General features: G+C 76.3%; 11 protein-coding genes. 9 read left to right on the top strand and 2 right to left on the bottom strand.

The window, feature by feature from the left end; all coding sequences use genetic code 11:
- Positions 1-223: 223 nt before the first annotated feature.
- From ACGFIZ_RS08320 to ACGFIZ_RS08295, 6 genes are all read left to right on the top strand, one after another.
- Complete coding sequence (locus ACGFIZ_RS08320) at positions 224-2686, top strand: nitrate- and nitrite sensing domain-containing protein (protein WP_393417073.1); 2463 nt, start codon at positions 224-226, stop codon at positions 2684-2686.
- Complete coding sequence (locus ACGFIZ_RS08315) at positions 2686-3108, top strand: roadblock/LC7 domain-containing protein (RefSeq protein ID WP_393417071.1); 423 nt, start codon at positions 2686-2688, stop codon at positions 3106-3108. Before ACGFIZ_RS08320 ends, ACGFIZ_RS08315 begins: the two co-directional genes overlap by 1 nt.
- Positions 3098-3487: a DUF742 domain-containing protein gene (locus ACGFIZ_RS08310; RefSeq protein ID WP_393417069.1), complete on the top strand. Its 390-nt coding sequence runs from the start codon at positions 3098-3100 to the stop codon at positions 3485-3487. The genes ACGFIZ_RS08315 and ACGFIZ_RS08310 overlap by 11 nt, the downstream gene beginning before the upstream one ends.
- Positions 3468-4070, top strand: a complete 603-nt coding sequence (locus ACGFIZ_RS08305) for an ATP/GTP-binding protein (RefSeq protein WP_347667479.1) — start codon at positions 3468-3470, stop codon at positions 4068-4070. Before ACGFIZ_RS08310 ends, ACGFIZ_RS08305 begins: the two co-directional genes overlap by 20 nt.
- 174 nt (positions 4071-4244) lie before the next feature.
- A complete protein-coding gene (locus ACGFIZ_RS08300; protein ID WP_393417067.1) occupies positions 4245-5282 on the top strand; it encodes a lactonase family protein in 1038 nt (345 codons plus the stop codon).
- A gap of 272 nt (positions 5283-5554) precedes the next feature.
- Positions 5555-7039, top strand: coding sequence for a sugar transferase (locus ACGFIZ_RS08295; protein ID WP_393417065.1), 1485 nt, complete (start codon positions 5555-5557; stop codon positions 7037-7039).
- A 46-nt stretch (positions 7040-7085) separates the two neighbouring features.
- On the opposite strand, the gene ACGFIZ_RS08290 is transcribed toward ACGFIZ_RS08295, so the two are convergent.
- Positions 7086-8216, bottom strand: a complete 1131-nt coding sequence (locus tag ACGFIZ_RS08290; RefSeq protein WP_393417063.1) for a PP2C family protein-serine/threonine phosphatase — start codon at positions 8214-8216, stop codon at positions 7086-7088.
- Between the two features lie 99 nt (positions 8217-8315).
- On the opposite strand from ACGFIZ_RS08290, the gene ACGFIZ_RS08285 reads away from it, so the two are divergent.
- Positions 8316-8930 carry a MarR family winged helix-turn-helix transcriptional regulator gene (locus ACGFIZ_RS08285; RefSeq protein WP_393417061.1) on the top strand — a complete coding sequence of 205 codons (615 nt, stop codon included), beginning with the start codon at positions 8316-8318 and terminating at the stop codon, positions 8928-8930.
- 365 nt (positions 8931-9295) lie between these two features.
- Here ACGFIZ_RS08285 and ACGFIZ_RS08280 read toward each other — a convergent pair whose 3' ends face one another.
- The gene (locus ACGFIZ_RS08280) at positions 9296-10534 is read right to left on the bottom strand and encodes an ROK family protein (RefSeq protein ID WP_393417059.1); all 1239 of its coding nucleotides are present in this window, start codon (positions 10532-10534) and stop codon (positions 9296-9298) included.
- Between the two features lie 66 nt (positions 10535-10600).
- On the opposite strand from ACGFIZ_RS08280, the gene xylA reads away from it, so the two are divergent.
- Complete coding sequence (gene xylA, locus ACGFIZ_RS08275; RefSeq protein ID WP_393417057.1) at positions 10601-11788, top strand: xylose isomerase; 1188 nt, start codon at positions 10601-10603, stop codon at positions 11786-11788.
- Between the two features lie 10 nt (positions 11789-11798).
- Entirely contained in the window at positions 11799-13244 is a 1446-nt protein-coding gene (gene xylB / locus ACGFIZ_RS08270; RefSeq protein ID WP_393417055.1) for a xylulokinase, read from the top strand.
- The last annotated feature ends 13 nt before the right edge of the window (positions 13245-13257 follow it).

Below are 13257 nucleotides of genomic sequence, written 5' to 3'. Positions count from 1 at the left end.
GGGGTTGCCGACGGAAGGCCGTCGGGATTGCCGCGTGTCCGCGTCCGGCGCCTCCACAGCGGAGCGTGCCGGGGCGAGCGCGCCCGGCGAGAGGCCGGTACCGGAACGGGCGTTGATTACGTATCCTGCCCAAGGCGCCCGTGCCGGTGCCCCGTCAACCATGGCGGGGCGATGCCCGGCCGGTGCGGCGCCATCCACTGCCACACCTTCCGGGCGAGGTCTGATGAACACCCGCGACTGGCCGATCCGCTCGAAGCTGACCGCGCTGGTCGTCGCCCCGGTGAGCGCGCTGCTGGCGCTCTGGATCTTCGCGACCACGCTCACCTTCGGTCCCGCCCTGGACCTGCTCTCCGCCCGCACGCTGTTCTACGACCTCGGCCGGCCGGGCGAAGCCGTCGTCGTCGAGCTGCAACGGGAGCGCCTGCTCACCGTGCAGCAGCTCGCCGGCAACGACGAGCTGCCGGCCCTGAGCGAGCAGCGGCAGCGCACCGACCGGGCGCTCGCCGAGCTGCGGCACCGGGTCGCCGGCGAGCGGCTGCGCGACGCGGCCGACGACCTGCTCGACAGCCGCGTCGACCACCTGCTCGGTGAGCTGGACGCGCTGCCCGCCGGCCGGGGGTTCGTCGACGGTCGTCAGGTCGACCGGGCCGGAGCGATCGGGCTGTACAGCGGGATGATCGACGCGGCCTTCCACACGTTCGCCGCGATGGCCAACCTGCCCGACCACGATGTCAACCGGCAGGCCCGGGCGTTGACCGCTATCGGCCGGTCGCGGGAACTGCTCACGCGGGCGGACGCGTTGCTCGCCGGCGTGCTGGCCAGTGGGCGCTACGCCGAGGGCGAGCACGCCCAGCTCGTGCAGACCATCGGCAACCAGCGTTTCCTGACCGACACGGCGGTGGCCGACCTGCCGGCCGCAGCCCGGAGCGCGTACCAGCGGCTGGCCGAGGGCGAGGACTTCGTCCGGCTGCGCGCCCTCCAGGACGCGCTGGTCCGGGCCGACCCCGCCGAGCCACCCGCGGTGGACGCCGGCGCCTGGCAGGCCAGCCAGGGCGCCGTCCAGCGCGACCTGCGCGACTTCGAGCTGGCCCAGTTCGACGGGCTGGCCGAACGGAGCGTCCCCGTGGCCGTCGGCATCCTCGCCCGACTCGGCGCCGCCGGCGTGCTCGGGCTGGCCGCCGTGGTGGTGTCGGTCCTCGTGGCGCTGCGAGGGGGCCGGTCGCTGGCCGAGCGGCTGTCCGGGGTGCGCACCGCCGCGCTGGAGATGGCCGAGCACCGGCTGCCGGACGTGGTCGCCCGGCTGCGTCGCGGCGAGGAGGTCGACGTGGCCCGGGAGGCGCCTCCGCTGGAGTACGGGCGCGACGAGATCGGCCAGGTGGGGCACGCCTTCAACGAGGTCCGCCGCACCGCCGTCCGGGCCGCCGTCGACGAGGTCACCCTCCGGCGCGGGCTCAACGAGGTCTTCCTCAACATCGCCCGGCGCAGCCAGGGGCTGGTGCACCGGCAGCTCGCCCTGCTGGACAAGATGGAGCGGCGTACCGAGGATCCGGACGACCTGGCCGAGCTGTTCCAGGTGGACCACCTGGCCACGCGGCTGCGCCGGCACGCCGAGGACCTGGTCATCCTCGCCGGCGCCGCGGCCGGCCGGGGCTGGCGCAACCCCGTCGCCATGCTCGACGTGATCCGGGGCGCGATCTCCGAGGTCGAGTCCTACGACCGGGTCGACGTCGTCGAGGTGCAGCCCGCGGCCACGGTCGGTCCGGCGGTCGGCGACATCATCCACCTGCTCGCCGAGCTGATCGAGAACGCCACCGCGTTCTCCCCGCCCGGCACCCGCGTCACCGTCCGGGGCCAGCGCCTGCCCAACGGGTACGCCGTGGAGATCACCGACCGGGGGCTGGGCCTGTCCGACCCGGCGATCGAGGAGGCCAACGAGCGCCTGGCCACCCCGCCGGAGTTCGATCCGGCCGACAGCGCCCGGCTCGGGCTGTTCGTGGTGGCCCGGCTCGCCGACCGACACGGCGTCCGGGTGCGGCTGCGCCGCGCCGTGCCGAACGGGACCACCGCGGTGGTGCTGGTCCCGGCCGACCTGGTGACCGCCGAGCCGTCGCCCGACCTCGGACCCGAGGGCTCGGCCGACAGCCGGCGGATGGCCAAGGTGACCCGGCTCAGCGCCGTGCCCCGGAGCCGGGCCGCCGGCCGGACCACCCGCGAGCGCGGGGACGCCGAGACGGCGGTGCTGCCGCTGGTGCCCAGCCGCTCCGTGCCGGCGGATCCGACCGCCGGCGGTGACGGCCTGCCCCGCCGGGTGCGCCAGCGCGGTCCCGCCGTGCATCCCCGACCGGCCGACCCCGACGCCCCGGCGCCGCGCGCCCCCGAGGAGGCCCGGCGCCTGATGTCCGCGCTGCAGGCCGGCACGGCCCGCGGCCGGCGCGACGGCGCCGTGCCAGTGCCGCCCGTGTCGGCGTCCGCCGACGGTGCCGTGCCTGTGCCGCCTGTGCCGGCGTCCCAGCCGCCCGGTCCGGTGTCCGCCGGCCCCGTTCGCCCCGCCAGCGTGCCCGCCGCGCCCGGGGCCAGCGCCGCTCCCGCCGCGCCGCCCGCTCCCGCCGCGCCGCCCGCTCCCGCCGCGCCGCCCGCTCCGGCGGCGCTGCCGCAATCCCCGACCGCAACTGAGAGGGACGCCTAGTGGTGCAGACGACAAAGCCGAACGTGGATCTCGACTGGTTGCTCGACGACCTGGTGGGACGGGTGCCGGCTGCCCGCCAGGCGGTGGTGCTGTCGGCGGACGGGCTGCCGCTCGGCTCCTCCGCCGGCCTGGACCGCGCCGACGCCGAGCACCTCTGTGCCCTGGCCTCCGGCTTCTCCAGCCTGGCCAAGGGCGCCAGCCGCCACGTCGCCGGAGGTGGCGTCCGGCAGACGGTGGTGGAGATGGAGTCCGCGTACCTGTTCGTCACCGCGGCCGGGAAGGGCGCCTGCCTGGCGGCGGTCTGCGAGGCCGATGCCGACATCGGCCTGGTGGCGTACGAGATGGCGAGGCTGGTGATCAGGGTGGGCGAGTACCTCACGGCCCCGCCCCGGACCCGGGCGGGTGCCCGCGATGCGGGCTGAGTTCCCGGCACGACAGCACGAGTGGCTGGACGCCGACGCGGGCCCGGTGGTCCGCCCGTACACCCTGACCGGCGGCCGCGTCCGGCCGACGGTCGGGCTCGACCTGGTGGCGTTCGTGCTGGCGGCCCGGGGCGCCGACCCGTCCGCCCACCCGCAACTGCACCCGGAGCATCGGCGCCTGGTCGAGCTGACCCGGCGGCCGGTCCCGGTCGCCGAGTTGGCCGTCGAGCTGGACCTCGCCGTGTGCGTGGTCCGGGTGCTGGTCGGCGACCTGCTCGCCCGCGGCCTGGTCACCGTGCACCAGCGGCAGGCGGGCGCCGCGTTCCTACCCGACGACAACATCCTCAAGGCGGTGGTCAATGGACTCCGTGCGCTATGACCGTGACGGATCCGGGCCGCGGATCCCGCTGGCACTGAAGATCCTCATCGCCGGGGGCTTCGGCGCGGGCAAGACGACACTGGTGAGCGCGTTGAGTGAGGTCCGGCCACTGCAGACCGAGGAGGTCCTCACCGGGGCCGGTATCGACATCGACGACGTCTCCGGTGTGGAGGGGAAGTCCACCACGACCGTGGCGATGGACTTCGGCCGGATCACCATCAACGAGGACCTACAGGTCTACCTGTTCGGCACCCCCGGGCAGGACCGGTTCTGGTTCCTCTGGGACGAGTTGGCCTTCGGCGCGCTCGGGGCGGTGGTGCTCGCCGACACCCGGCGCCTGGCGGACTGCTTCCCGTCCATCGACTACTTCGAGCAGCGGGGCATCCCGTTCGTGGTCGGGGTCAACTGCTTCGACGGCAGCCGGCGGTTCAGCCTGGACGCCGTACGCAACGCCCTCGACCTGGACCCGGACGTGCCGCTGGTGTTCTGCGACGCCCGGGACCGCCAGTCCTGCAAGCTGGTGCTGATCTCCCTGGTGGAGCACGTCGCCCGGCAGCGCGGCGAGCCGGTGCCGGCGGCCTGAGCCGCCCCGCGACGTCGCCCGGGCCGGGAGGTCGCGTCCCGCCACGGCGGGGCGCGACCCGGGGGCCGCCGGCCCGGCCGCCGCCCGGCGGATCCGGCGGAATCACGGCTGGCGGGCCGGCTGGCGGGTACACCTCTGGTTGGATCGACGGAAGACCGGCGAAAGGTGGTTCGGGTGACCGGGCAGCAGGCGATCGTCCACATCGGGGGGTACACGGCGGCCAGCGGCGGGCGGGGCGAGGGCATCGTCGCCGCCCGGCGCGACCCGGCGACCGGCGCGCTGACTCCGCTCGGCACCGTGGCGGTCACCCCGTCGCCGTCCTTCCTGGCCCGGCACCCCGCGCTGCCGGTCCTGTACGCCGTCAACGAGCTGCCCGAGGGGCAGGTCAGCGCGTTCCGGGTCGGGCCGGACGGCGCCCTGACCCCGCTGGGCGTACGGGCCACGGGCGGTGCGGAGCCCTGCCACCTGGCGGTCACCCCGGACGGCGGGCACCTCGTCGTCGCGAACTACGGCGGTGGGAGCGTGACGGTCCTCCCGCTCGACCCGGAGGGCGTCCCGGGGGACCGCAGCGACCTGGTGGTGCACGAGGGGCGCGGGCCCGACCCGGAGCGCCAGGGCCGGGCGCACGCCCACATGGTCGACCCGGCACCGGACGCCGGGCCGCTGTTCGCCGTCGACCTCGGCACCGACTCGGTGTACCGGTACGACCTCGACGCGCCGTCCGGCCGGCTGGTGCCCCGGGCGCCTCGGGTACGCGCCGTGGCCGGCAGCGGCCCGCGCCACCTGGCCCGGCACTCCGACGGGCGGCGCTGCTGGGTGGTCGGCGAGCTGGACGGCACGGTCACCGCGTACGACCTGACCCCGGACGGGGCGCTGCACCAGCGGGGCAGGGTGGACGCCAGCGGCCGGGCCGGGCACGTCCAGCCCTCCGAGATCGCGGTCGGGCCGGACGGCCGATTCCTCTACGTGGCCAACCGGGGCGTCGGCACGGTGTCGGTGTTCGCCCTCGACGGCGAGCTGCCGGAGCTGGTCGCCGAGGTGGAGACCGGCGGGGGGTGGCCGCGGCACTTCGCCCTGGCGGGGGAGCACCTCTACGTCGCCGACGAGCGCGCCGACATGATCCGGGTGCTCCGGGTGGACGCCGCCACGGGCGTCCCCACGCCGGTCGGCGAGCCCGTCGCGGTGCCCAGCCCGACGTGCGTGCGGCCGTGAGAGGCGCCCGCGCCGATGCTGGTCGGGGCCGCGCCCGCCACACCGCCGGAGCCGACCGGTAACTGGAAGTGACAAAAGCCCGTCGCGCCGGGGAGCCGGCACGGCGGACGGATTCCCTCGGGACGCCGGGTCCAGGGAACTGACGGCAATCTGTCCGAAACGATCGGCGGACACGTTCTTGGGACAAGATGTCGGGGTGCTCCGGCGCCGCCGGTTCCGTTCAGAGGGCCGGCCATCGACCGGGGCCGTCCTCAGCAGGATGGGGAGGGCCGGTGACGTCGGCGACGCTGTTGACCCCCACCAGTACGCCGTCACGGCCTGGTGCTGATCGACCGGGGCCGCTGGCCCGCGTCGACGAGCGGGCGTACGTCCGCATGCTGGTGGTCCTGGACACGGCCGTGCTGGCCGTGGCGGTGCTCGTCGGCTACGTGACCCGCTTCGGCGACGAGGAGCCGGTCGGCTCGGAGATCCCGTACGTCCTCGTGGCCCCCGCGCTGGTGGTCACCTGGCTGCTCTCGCTGAGGGTGCTGCGCTGCTACGACGACCGGGTGCTCGGCTATGGTGCCGAGGAGTACCGGCGGGTGAGCGCGGCCAGCCTCCGGCTCGCCGGCGGCACCGCCATCGCCGGGTACATCGCCGACGTCGGCGTCTCCCGGGGTTTCCTGGCCATCTCGTTCGCGGTCGGCACGCTGGGGCTGGAGGTGGCCCGGTTCGCGGCCCGCAAGCGGCTGCACCGGGCCCGGTCGCAGGGCCGCGGGTGGTCGCGCCGGGTCCTGGTCGTCGGCGACACGGCGCACGTGCTGGAGCTGGTGCACCAGCTGCGCCGGGAGCCGTACGCCGGCTACCACGTCGTGGGCGCGTGCATACCGGACGCGCTGCTGGCGCCGGTGCCGCAGCGGCTGGGCGACGTGCCGGTCGTCGGGTCGTTCCGGGGCATCCCCGAGGCGGCCACCGCGATCGGCGCGGACACGGTGGCGGTCACGGCCTCCGGCGAGCTGACCGCGACCCGGCTGCGGCGGCTCGGCTGGCAGCTGGAGGGCACCGGCGTCGACCTGGTCGTCGCGCCCGCGCTGACCGACGTGGCCGGCCCCCGCATCCACACCCGGCCCGTGGCCGGCCTGCCGCTCATCCACGTCGAGGCGCCCGAGTTCCGGGGCGCCCGCAAGCTCGTCAAGGGCTTCGTCGACCGGGCCGTCGCGTCGGTGGCCCTGGCCCTGGCGTTGCCGCTGCTGGTGGCCATCGCGCTGGCCGTCAAGCTCGACAGCCGGGGGCCGGTGCTGTTCCGCCAGACCCGGGTCGGTCAGGGCGGCCGGGAGTTCGGCGTGTTCAAGTTCCGCACCATGGTCGTCAACGCCGACGCGCTGCTGGCCGAGCTGGCCGCCCGCAACGAGACCGACGGCCTGATGTTCAAGATGCGCGACGACCCGCGGGTGACCCGGGTGGGCCGGGTGCTGCGCAAGTGGTCGCTGGACGAGCTGCCCCAGCTGGTGAACGTGCTGCTGGGCCAGATGAGCCTGGTCGGCCCGCGCCCGCCGCTGCCCTCCGAGGTGGCCCGCTACGACGGCGACGTCGCCCGCCGGCTGCTGGTCAAGCCCGGCATGACCGGCCTGTGGCAGGTCAGCGGCCGGTCCGACCTGAGCTGGGAGGACGGCATCCGGCTCGACCTGTACTACGTGGAGAACTGGTCGCTCGCCGCCGACCTGACCATCCTGTGGAAGACCTTCGGCGCCGTGGTGCGCAGCCGGGGCGCGTACTGACCGCGGCGCCTCGCCTGCGCGGGGGCGGGCGGCCGGTGCGGCCCGGTCAGGGTTGGGGGCCGGTCCAGTCGAGGCAGACGACCACCGCGTCGTCGACCAGGTCGCCGGCCACGAACGCCCGCAGCTCGCCGATCAGGGACCGGACCGCCTCCAACGGCTCCATGGACCCCGTCCGGCGCAGGAACCGGGTCAGCGCGTGCTCGCCGTACCGGACGTTCCCGCCGGTCGCCTCGGCGACGCCGTCGCTGACCACGAACAGCCGGTCGTCGCGGCGGAGCGTGAACCGCTGCCCGCGGTAGTCCGTGCCGTCGAACATGCCGAGCGGGAACTGCGCCTCCAGGGGCTGCTCGACCACCCGTCCCCCGCGCAGCAGCACCAGGTGGGGCGAGCCGGCGTCGACCACCGTCGTCACCCCGCTGGCGAGGTCCAGCTCCAGCAGCAGGGCCGAGACGTGCTGCGCGCCGCGGTGCGCGGCGTACACCGCCTGGTCGGCGAGGGCGGCCTGGTCGGCCAGGGGAATCCCGGCCCGCCGGGCGTTGCGCAGGGCGTGGGTGGCCAGCGCGGTCAGCATGGCGGCGGCGACCCCCTCGCCCGTGCCGTTGATGACCGACAGCCACAGCCGGTGCCCGTCGTCGGACCAGTCGAAGCTGTCGCCCCGCACGGCGTACGCCGGTTCGAGCTGTCCGGCCAGGCTGAACGAGGGGCGTACCCGGCTCCGTCCGGGCAGCAGGTCCCACTGCATCTCGGCGGCCAGGGTGAGCCGCCGGCTGCGCCGGGCGGTCCGGTAGCGGTCGGTGGTGTCGTTCACCGCGGTCAGCTCGTGGCCGAGGGCGGTGGCGACGCCGAGCAGCTCGCCGACGGCGGCGGGATCGTCCGGTACGGGTGCCACCCGCAGCACCCCGCGTCGCTCGCCCCGCATACCGACCGGCAGGTAGCCGGCGTCGCCGGCGACGACCGGCTCCTGGTGGTCGAAGCATCGCCACGCGGGGTGCCCCGGGTCGGTCACCGGTTCACCCTCGGTGAGCGGCAGCAGCGCCGAGAGTCGGTAGTCGACCTGAAGGAGTTCGACGTCCGTGATCGCGTACGACGCCTCGAGTTCCGCGGTGACGTGGTCGACCAGCAGGTCGGCGGGCGCGTCGGCGAGCGCCCGGCGGACCCGGTCTTCCACACCGCTCATCGTCTCTCCTTGGTTTCGGACGGGCCGGTCAACCCCGACGCGGGTAGTCTCGTGGCCACCATGGCCGAAGAACACGGTCCACGTGGACCAGAAGCGAGTATGGCCGCCGCCCTGGAAACGGCGGCCGGTGCCCTGCTCACGGTCTTCGAGGCGGCACGCGAGCGGACCACCAGCCGGCTCTCCGGGGCGCAGCTGCGCGCGGTGATGATGGTCGAGCAGCACGACGGGATCAACCTGCGCCGGCTGGCGACGCTGCTGGACATGCTGCTCTCCTCGGCCAGCCGCTTGTGCGACCGGCTGGTGGCGGCGGGGATGCTGGAGCGTGAGCCGGGCCGCTCGGACCGGCGCGAGATCTCCCTGCACCTGACGTCGGAGGCCGAACGACTCCTGGCCGAGCTGCGCGCCGACCGCCGGCAGCGGCTGGCCGCGATCCTGACCGGGATGACCCCCGAGGGCCGGGCGGCCCTGCTCGCGGGCATGCGGGAGTTCGACGAGGTGGCGCGGCTCCGGCACCCGCCGGAGCCGGAACTGCCGGCGGAGGCCCGGCCGGACCGGTGGGTGGCGGAGCCCGGCGGCTGGGCGGCGGGGGAGTCCGGCTGGCCCGCCGGGGGCGCGCCGCGCGTCCGGGCGACCGACGCGGGTCCGGGCTGGTCCGGTGAGCCGGCCGGCGGCGGCTGGCCGGGCGGCGAGCCCTCGATGGGGCGTACGGCCTGACGCGCACCCGGCCCGGCCGGTGACGCTCCGCCCCTGGCGTGGGCCCGCTGTGGGGCGCCTGGCTGCGGACCGCTCCGCCCCTGGCGTGGGCCCGTTGTGGGGCGCCTGGCTGCGGACCGCTCCGCCCCTGGCGTGGGCCCGTTGTGGGGCGCCTGGCGGTGGACCGGGCTCGGGGCGCCTGTGGAGCTGCCCGCACATCCGGGGCGGGCGGCGCGGACAGGTGACGCGACCGCCACCCCAGGTGCTGCCGAGACCGCAACTCGGCGATGGGCGGGGGCGGGCGCATAACCGGGGCAGCTCCACAGCCCGCCGGTGAAGGTAACCCGTCGGCCCGCCCCGCCCGCGGCCCGGACCCGTGGCGGGGGTCAGCCGGCGCGGCCGAGCCAGCCGACCGGGTCGGCGACGATGCGCCGCACGACCGAGCCGGCGGCGCCGACGACGGCGGCCTCCGGGCCCAGCGCCGAGGGCCGTACGGTCACCGGCGACCAGGCGGCGGTCAGCACCCGCTGGGAGACCTCGGCCAGCACGGGCGGCCGCAGCCACGGGGCGAGCAGGGCGTACCCGCCGCCGAGGACCACGGTGTCCAGGTCCAGCAGGTTCACCACGCCCGCGACGGCCACCCCGAGCGCCCGTCCCGCCTCGGCGAGGGCGGCCCGGGCGGCGGGGTCGTCGGCGGCGGCAAGGTCGGCCAGCCGGGCGGCGGCGGTGTCGGCGGGCAGGTCCACGCCGGCCAGCCCGGCGGCGGCGAGGACGGCCTCCTGGCCGGCGTACTGCTCCAGGCAGCCCCGGCCGCCGCAGCGGCAGGGCCGCCCCTCGGGTTCGACGGGCAGGTGGCCGATCTCGCCGCTCCACCCCCGTACGCCCCGGAACAGGGCCCCGTCGAGCACGATCCCGGCGCCGATGCCCACCTCGCCGGAGACGTGCAGGAAGCTGGTCGGCCCGTCCGGGGCGGCGTGCAGCTCGCCCAGGGCGGCCAGGTTGGCCTCGTTCTCGACCACCAGGGGCGGAACGCCGGGGACCGGTTCGACCAGCGGCGGGTGCCCGGCCAGCAGTTCGGGGACGGCGACGTCCCGCCAGCCGAGGTTCGGGGCGAGCCGGACCAGCCCGGCGGCGTCGACCAGGCCGGGCACCGCGAGGGCGGCCCCGGCGAGGGTGAGGCCCTGCCGCTCGGCGTCGGCCCGGGCCGCGGCGGCCAGCCGGGCGAGCCGGGTCAGGGCGTCGGCGGGGGAGGCCGGGCGCAGGTCGGCGCGGCGCACGGTGTGGTGCCGGACCCGGCCGGCCAGGTCGACCACGCAGGCGGCCAGGTAGTCGACGTTGACCTCCAGGCCCAGCCCGGCCGGCCCGTTGTCGGCCAGCACCAGGCCCCGCGCCGGCCGGCCGGCCCCGGTGCGGGGCGCCGGGTCCGACTCGGTCACCAGCCGGCCGGAGATGAGGTCGTCGACCACGGCGGAGACGGTGGCCCGGGTCAGGCCGGTCGCGGCGGCCACGTCGGCCCGGGAGGGCGGACGCGGCGCCGCGGCGATCCGGCCGAGCACCACGGCGAGGTTCAGCTCACGCAGGCTGCCCTGGCGGACGGCCGAGTTCGGGGCGGCGGGGCGGGTCACCCCTTGACAGTGCCACAGCCCGGCCAAATAATTCAACCACTGAACAAATAGCTCCGGAGGTCTGCCATGGCACCCCGTCCCACTCCCGCCGACAAGTTCTCCTTCGGCCTCTGGACGGTGGGCTGGCAGGCCCGCGACCCGTTCGGTGACGCCACCCGCCCCGAGCTGGACGCGGTCGAGGCGGTGCACCGGCTCGCCGAGCTGGGCGCGTACGGGATCACGTTCCACGACGACGACCTGATCCCGTTCGGCGCCGACGCCGCCACCCGCGACGCCCGGCTGACCCGGTTCCGCAAGGCGCTCGACGAGACCGGCCTGGTGGTGCCGATGGTCACCACCAACCTGTTCACCCACCCCGTGTTCAAGGACGGCGGCTTCACCAGCAACGACCGCGACGTCCGGCGGTACGCGCTGCGCAAGGTGCTGCGCAACGTCGACCTCGCCGCCGAGCTGGGCGCCCGCACCTTCGTGATGTGGGGCGGCCGGGAGGGCGCCGAGTACGACGTGGCCAAGGACGTCCGCGCGGCCCTGGAGCGCTACCGCGAGGCCGTCGACGTGCTGTGCCAGTACGTCCTCGACCGCGGCTACGATCTGCGCTTCGCCATCGAGCCGAAGCCGAACGAGCCGCGCGGCGACATCCTGCTCCCCACCGTCGGGCACGCCCTGGCGTTCATCTCCAGCCTCGCCCACCCCGAGCTGGTCGGGCTCAACCCCGAGGTCGGCCACGAGCAGATGGCCGGGCTCAACTACGCCCACGGCATCGCCCAGGCGCTCTGGCACGGCAAGCTGTTCCACCTCGACCTCAACGGCCAGCGGGGAATCAAGTACGACCAGGACCTGGTCTTCGGCCACGGCGACCTGCTCAACGCGTTCGCCCTGGTCGACCTGCTGGAGCACGGCGGCCCCGACGGCGGCCCGGCGTACGAGGGCCCCCGGCACTTCGACTACAAGCCGTCCCGCACCGAGGACGTCGCCGGGGTGTGGGCGTCGGCCGAGGCGAACATGCGCACGTACCTGCTGCTCAAGGAGCGGGCCGCGGCGTTCCGGGCCGACCCGGAGGTGGCCGAGGCGTTGGCCGCGAGCAGGGTGACCGAGCTGGCCACCCCGACCCTGGGCGCCGGGGAGGGCTACGCCGACCTGCTCGCCGACCGGTCCGCCTTCGAGGACTTCGACCCGGACGCGGCCGGTGCGCGGGGCTTCGGCTTCGTCCGGCTCAACCAGCTGGCCGTCGAGCACCTGCTCGGCGCCCGCTGAGGCCGCCGCCATGCCCCTGGTCGCCGGGTTCGACTCGTCCACCCAGTCCTGCAAGCTGGTGATCCGCGACGCGGAGACCGGCGCGCTGGTCCGCGAGGGCCGCGCCCCACACCCCGACGGCACGGAGGTCGACCCGGCGGCCTGGTGGACCGCCCTGGAGGCGGCCACCGGGGCGGCCGGCGGGCTGGCCGACGTCGCCGCCGTCTCGGTCGCCGGCCAGCAGCACGGCATGGTCTGCCTCGACGAGGCGGGCCGGGTGGTGCGCCCGGCGCTGCTGTGGAACGACACCCGGTCGGCCGGTGCGGCCGACGACCTGATCGCGGAGGCGGGTCGGGGAGGGGCCGGCCGGCGGTTCTGGGCCGAGGCGGTGGGCAGCGTGCCGGTGGCCAGCTTCACCGCCACCAAGCTGCGCTGGCTGGCCCGGCACGAGCCGGCGAACGCCGACCGGGTCGCGGCGGTCTGCCTGCCGCACGACTGGCTGACCTGGCGGCTGGCCGGCGCGCCGGGCCTGGCCGCGCTGCGCACCGACCGCAGCGACGCCAGCGGCACCGGCTACTGGTCCCCGGCCACCGGGGAGTACCGCCTCGACCTGCTCGAACGCGCCTTCGGCCGGCGGGTGGGCGTACCGGCGGTGCTCGGGCCGGCGGACCGGGCGGGCGTGGCGCACCCGGCCGCGCCCGGCCAGCCGACCGGTGCGGCGCTCGGCCCCGGGGCCGGGGACAACGCCGCCGCCGCGCTCGGCGTGGGCGCCCGGCCCGGCGACGTCGTCGTCTCGATCGGCACGTCCGGCACCGTCTTCAGCGTCGCCGACGTCCCGGCGGCCGACCCGGGCGGCGCGGTCGCCGGGTTCGCCGACGCCACCGGCCGGTACCTGCCGCTGGTCTGCACGCTCAACGCGGCCCGGGTGCTCGACGCCGCCGCCGCGCTGCTCGGGGTGGGCCTGGACGGCCTGTCCGACCTGGCGCTGTCCGCGCCGCCGGGCGCGGACGGGCTGGTCATGGTCCCCTACCTGGAGGGCGAGCGGACCCCGAACCGGCCGTCGGCCGCCGGGGCGGTGCACGGGCTGACCCTGCGCACCTCGACCCCCGCCCACCTGGCCCGGGCGGCGGTCGAGGGGATGCTCTGCGCGCTCGCCGACGGCCTCGACGCGCTCGCCGCGCAGGGCGCCCGGGCCGACCGGGTGATCCTGGTCGGCGGCGGGGCGCGCTCGGCCGCCGTGCGCCGGATCGCGCCGCAGGTGTTCGGCTGCCCGGTCGTCGTCCCGCCGCCCGGCGAGTACGTGGCCGACGGGGCCGCCCGCCAGGCCGCGTGGGTCGCCCTGGGTGGCGCGGCCCCGCCCGAGTGGTCCCCGGCGGGCACCCGGGAGTACGCCGCCGAGCCCGTCCCCGCCGTCCGGGAGCGGTACGCCGTGGCGCGCGACCGGGTCCTCGACCGCGCCGACGCGGCGGGGGCATAGCGGCCGCCCGGGA

Origin of the sequence: Micromonospora sp. NPDC048830 (genome assembly GCF_043198215.1) — a bacterium.
Taxonomy (GTDB): domain Bacteria; phylum Actinomycetota; class Actinomycetes; order Mycobacteriales; family Micromonosporaceae; genus Micromonospora.
The sequence above is the reverse complement of the archived record's forward strand: the minus strand, read 5'-3'. Positions and strand labels throughout refer to the sequence as shown.

Bases quoted from the DNA above. Each gene is read 5' to 3' on its own strand.
- xylA (WP_393417057.1), top strand. From the start codon at position 10,601: ATGGCACCCCGTCCCACTCCCGCCGACAAGTTCTCCTTCGGCCTCTGG.
- ACGFIZ_RS08320 (WP_393417073.1), top strand. From the start codon at position 224: ATGAACACCCGCGACTGGCCGATCCGCTCGAAGCTGACCGCGCTGGTC.
- ACGFIZ_RS08285 (WP_393417061.1), top strand. From the start codon at position 8,316: ATGGCCGCCGCCCTGGAAACGGCGGCCGGTGCCCTGCTCACGGTCTTC.
- ACGFIZ_RS08310 (WP_393417069.1), top strand. From the start codon at position 3,098: ATGCGGGCTGAGTTCCCGGCACGACAGCACGAGTGGCTGGACGCCGAC.
- xylB (WP_393417055.1), top strand. From the start codon at position 11,799: ATGCCCCTGGTCGCCGGGTTCGACTCGTCCACCCAGTCCTGCAAGCTG.
- ACGFIZ_RS08290 (WP_393417063.1), bottom strand. From the start codon at position 8,216: ATGAGCGGTGTGGAAGACCGGGTCCGCCGGGCGCTCGCCGACGCGCCC.
- ACGFIZ_RS08305 (WP_347667479.1), top strand. From the start codon at position 3,468: ATGGACTCCGTGCGCTATGACCGTGACGGATCCGGGCCGCGGATCCCG.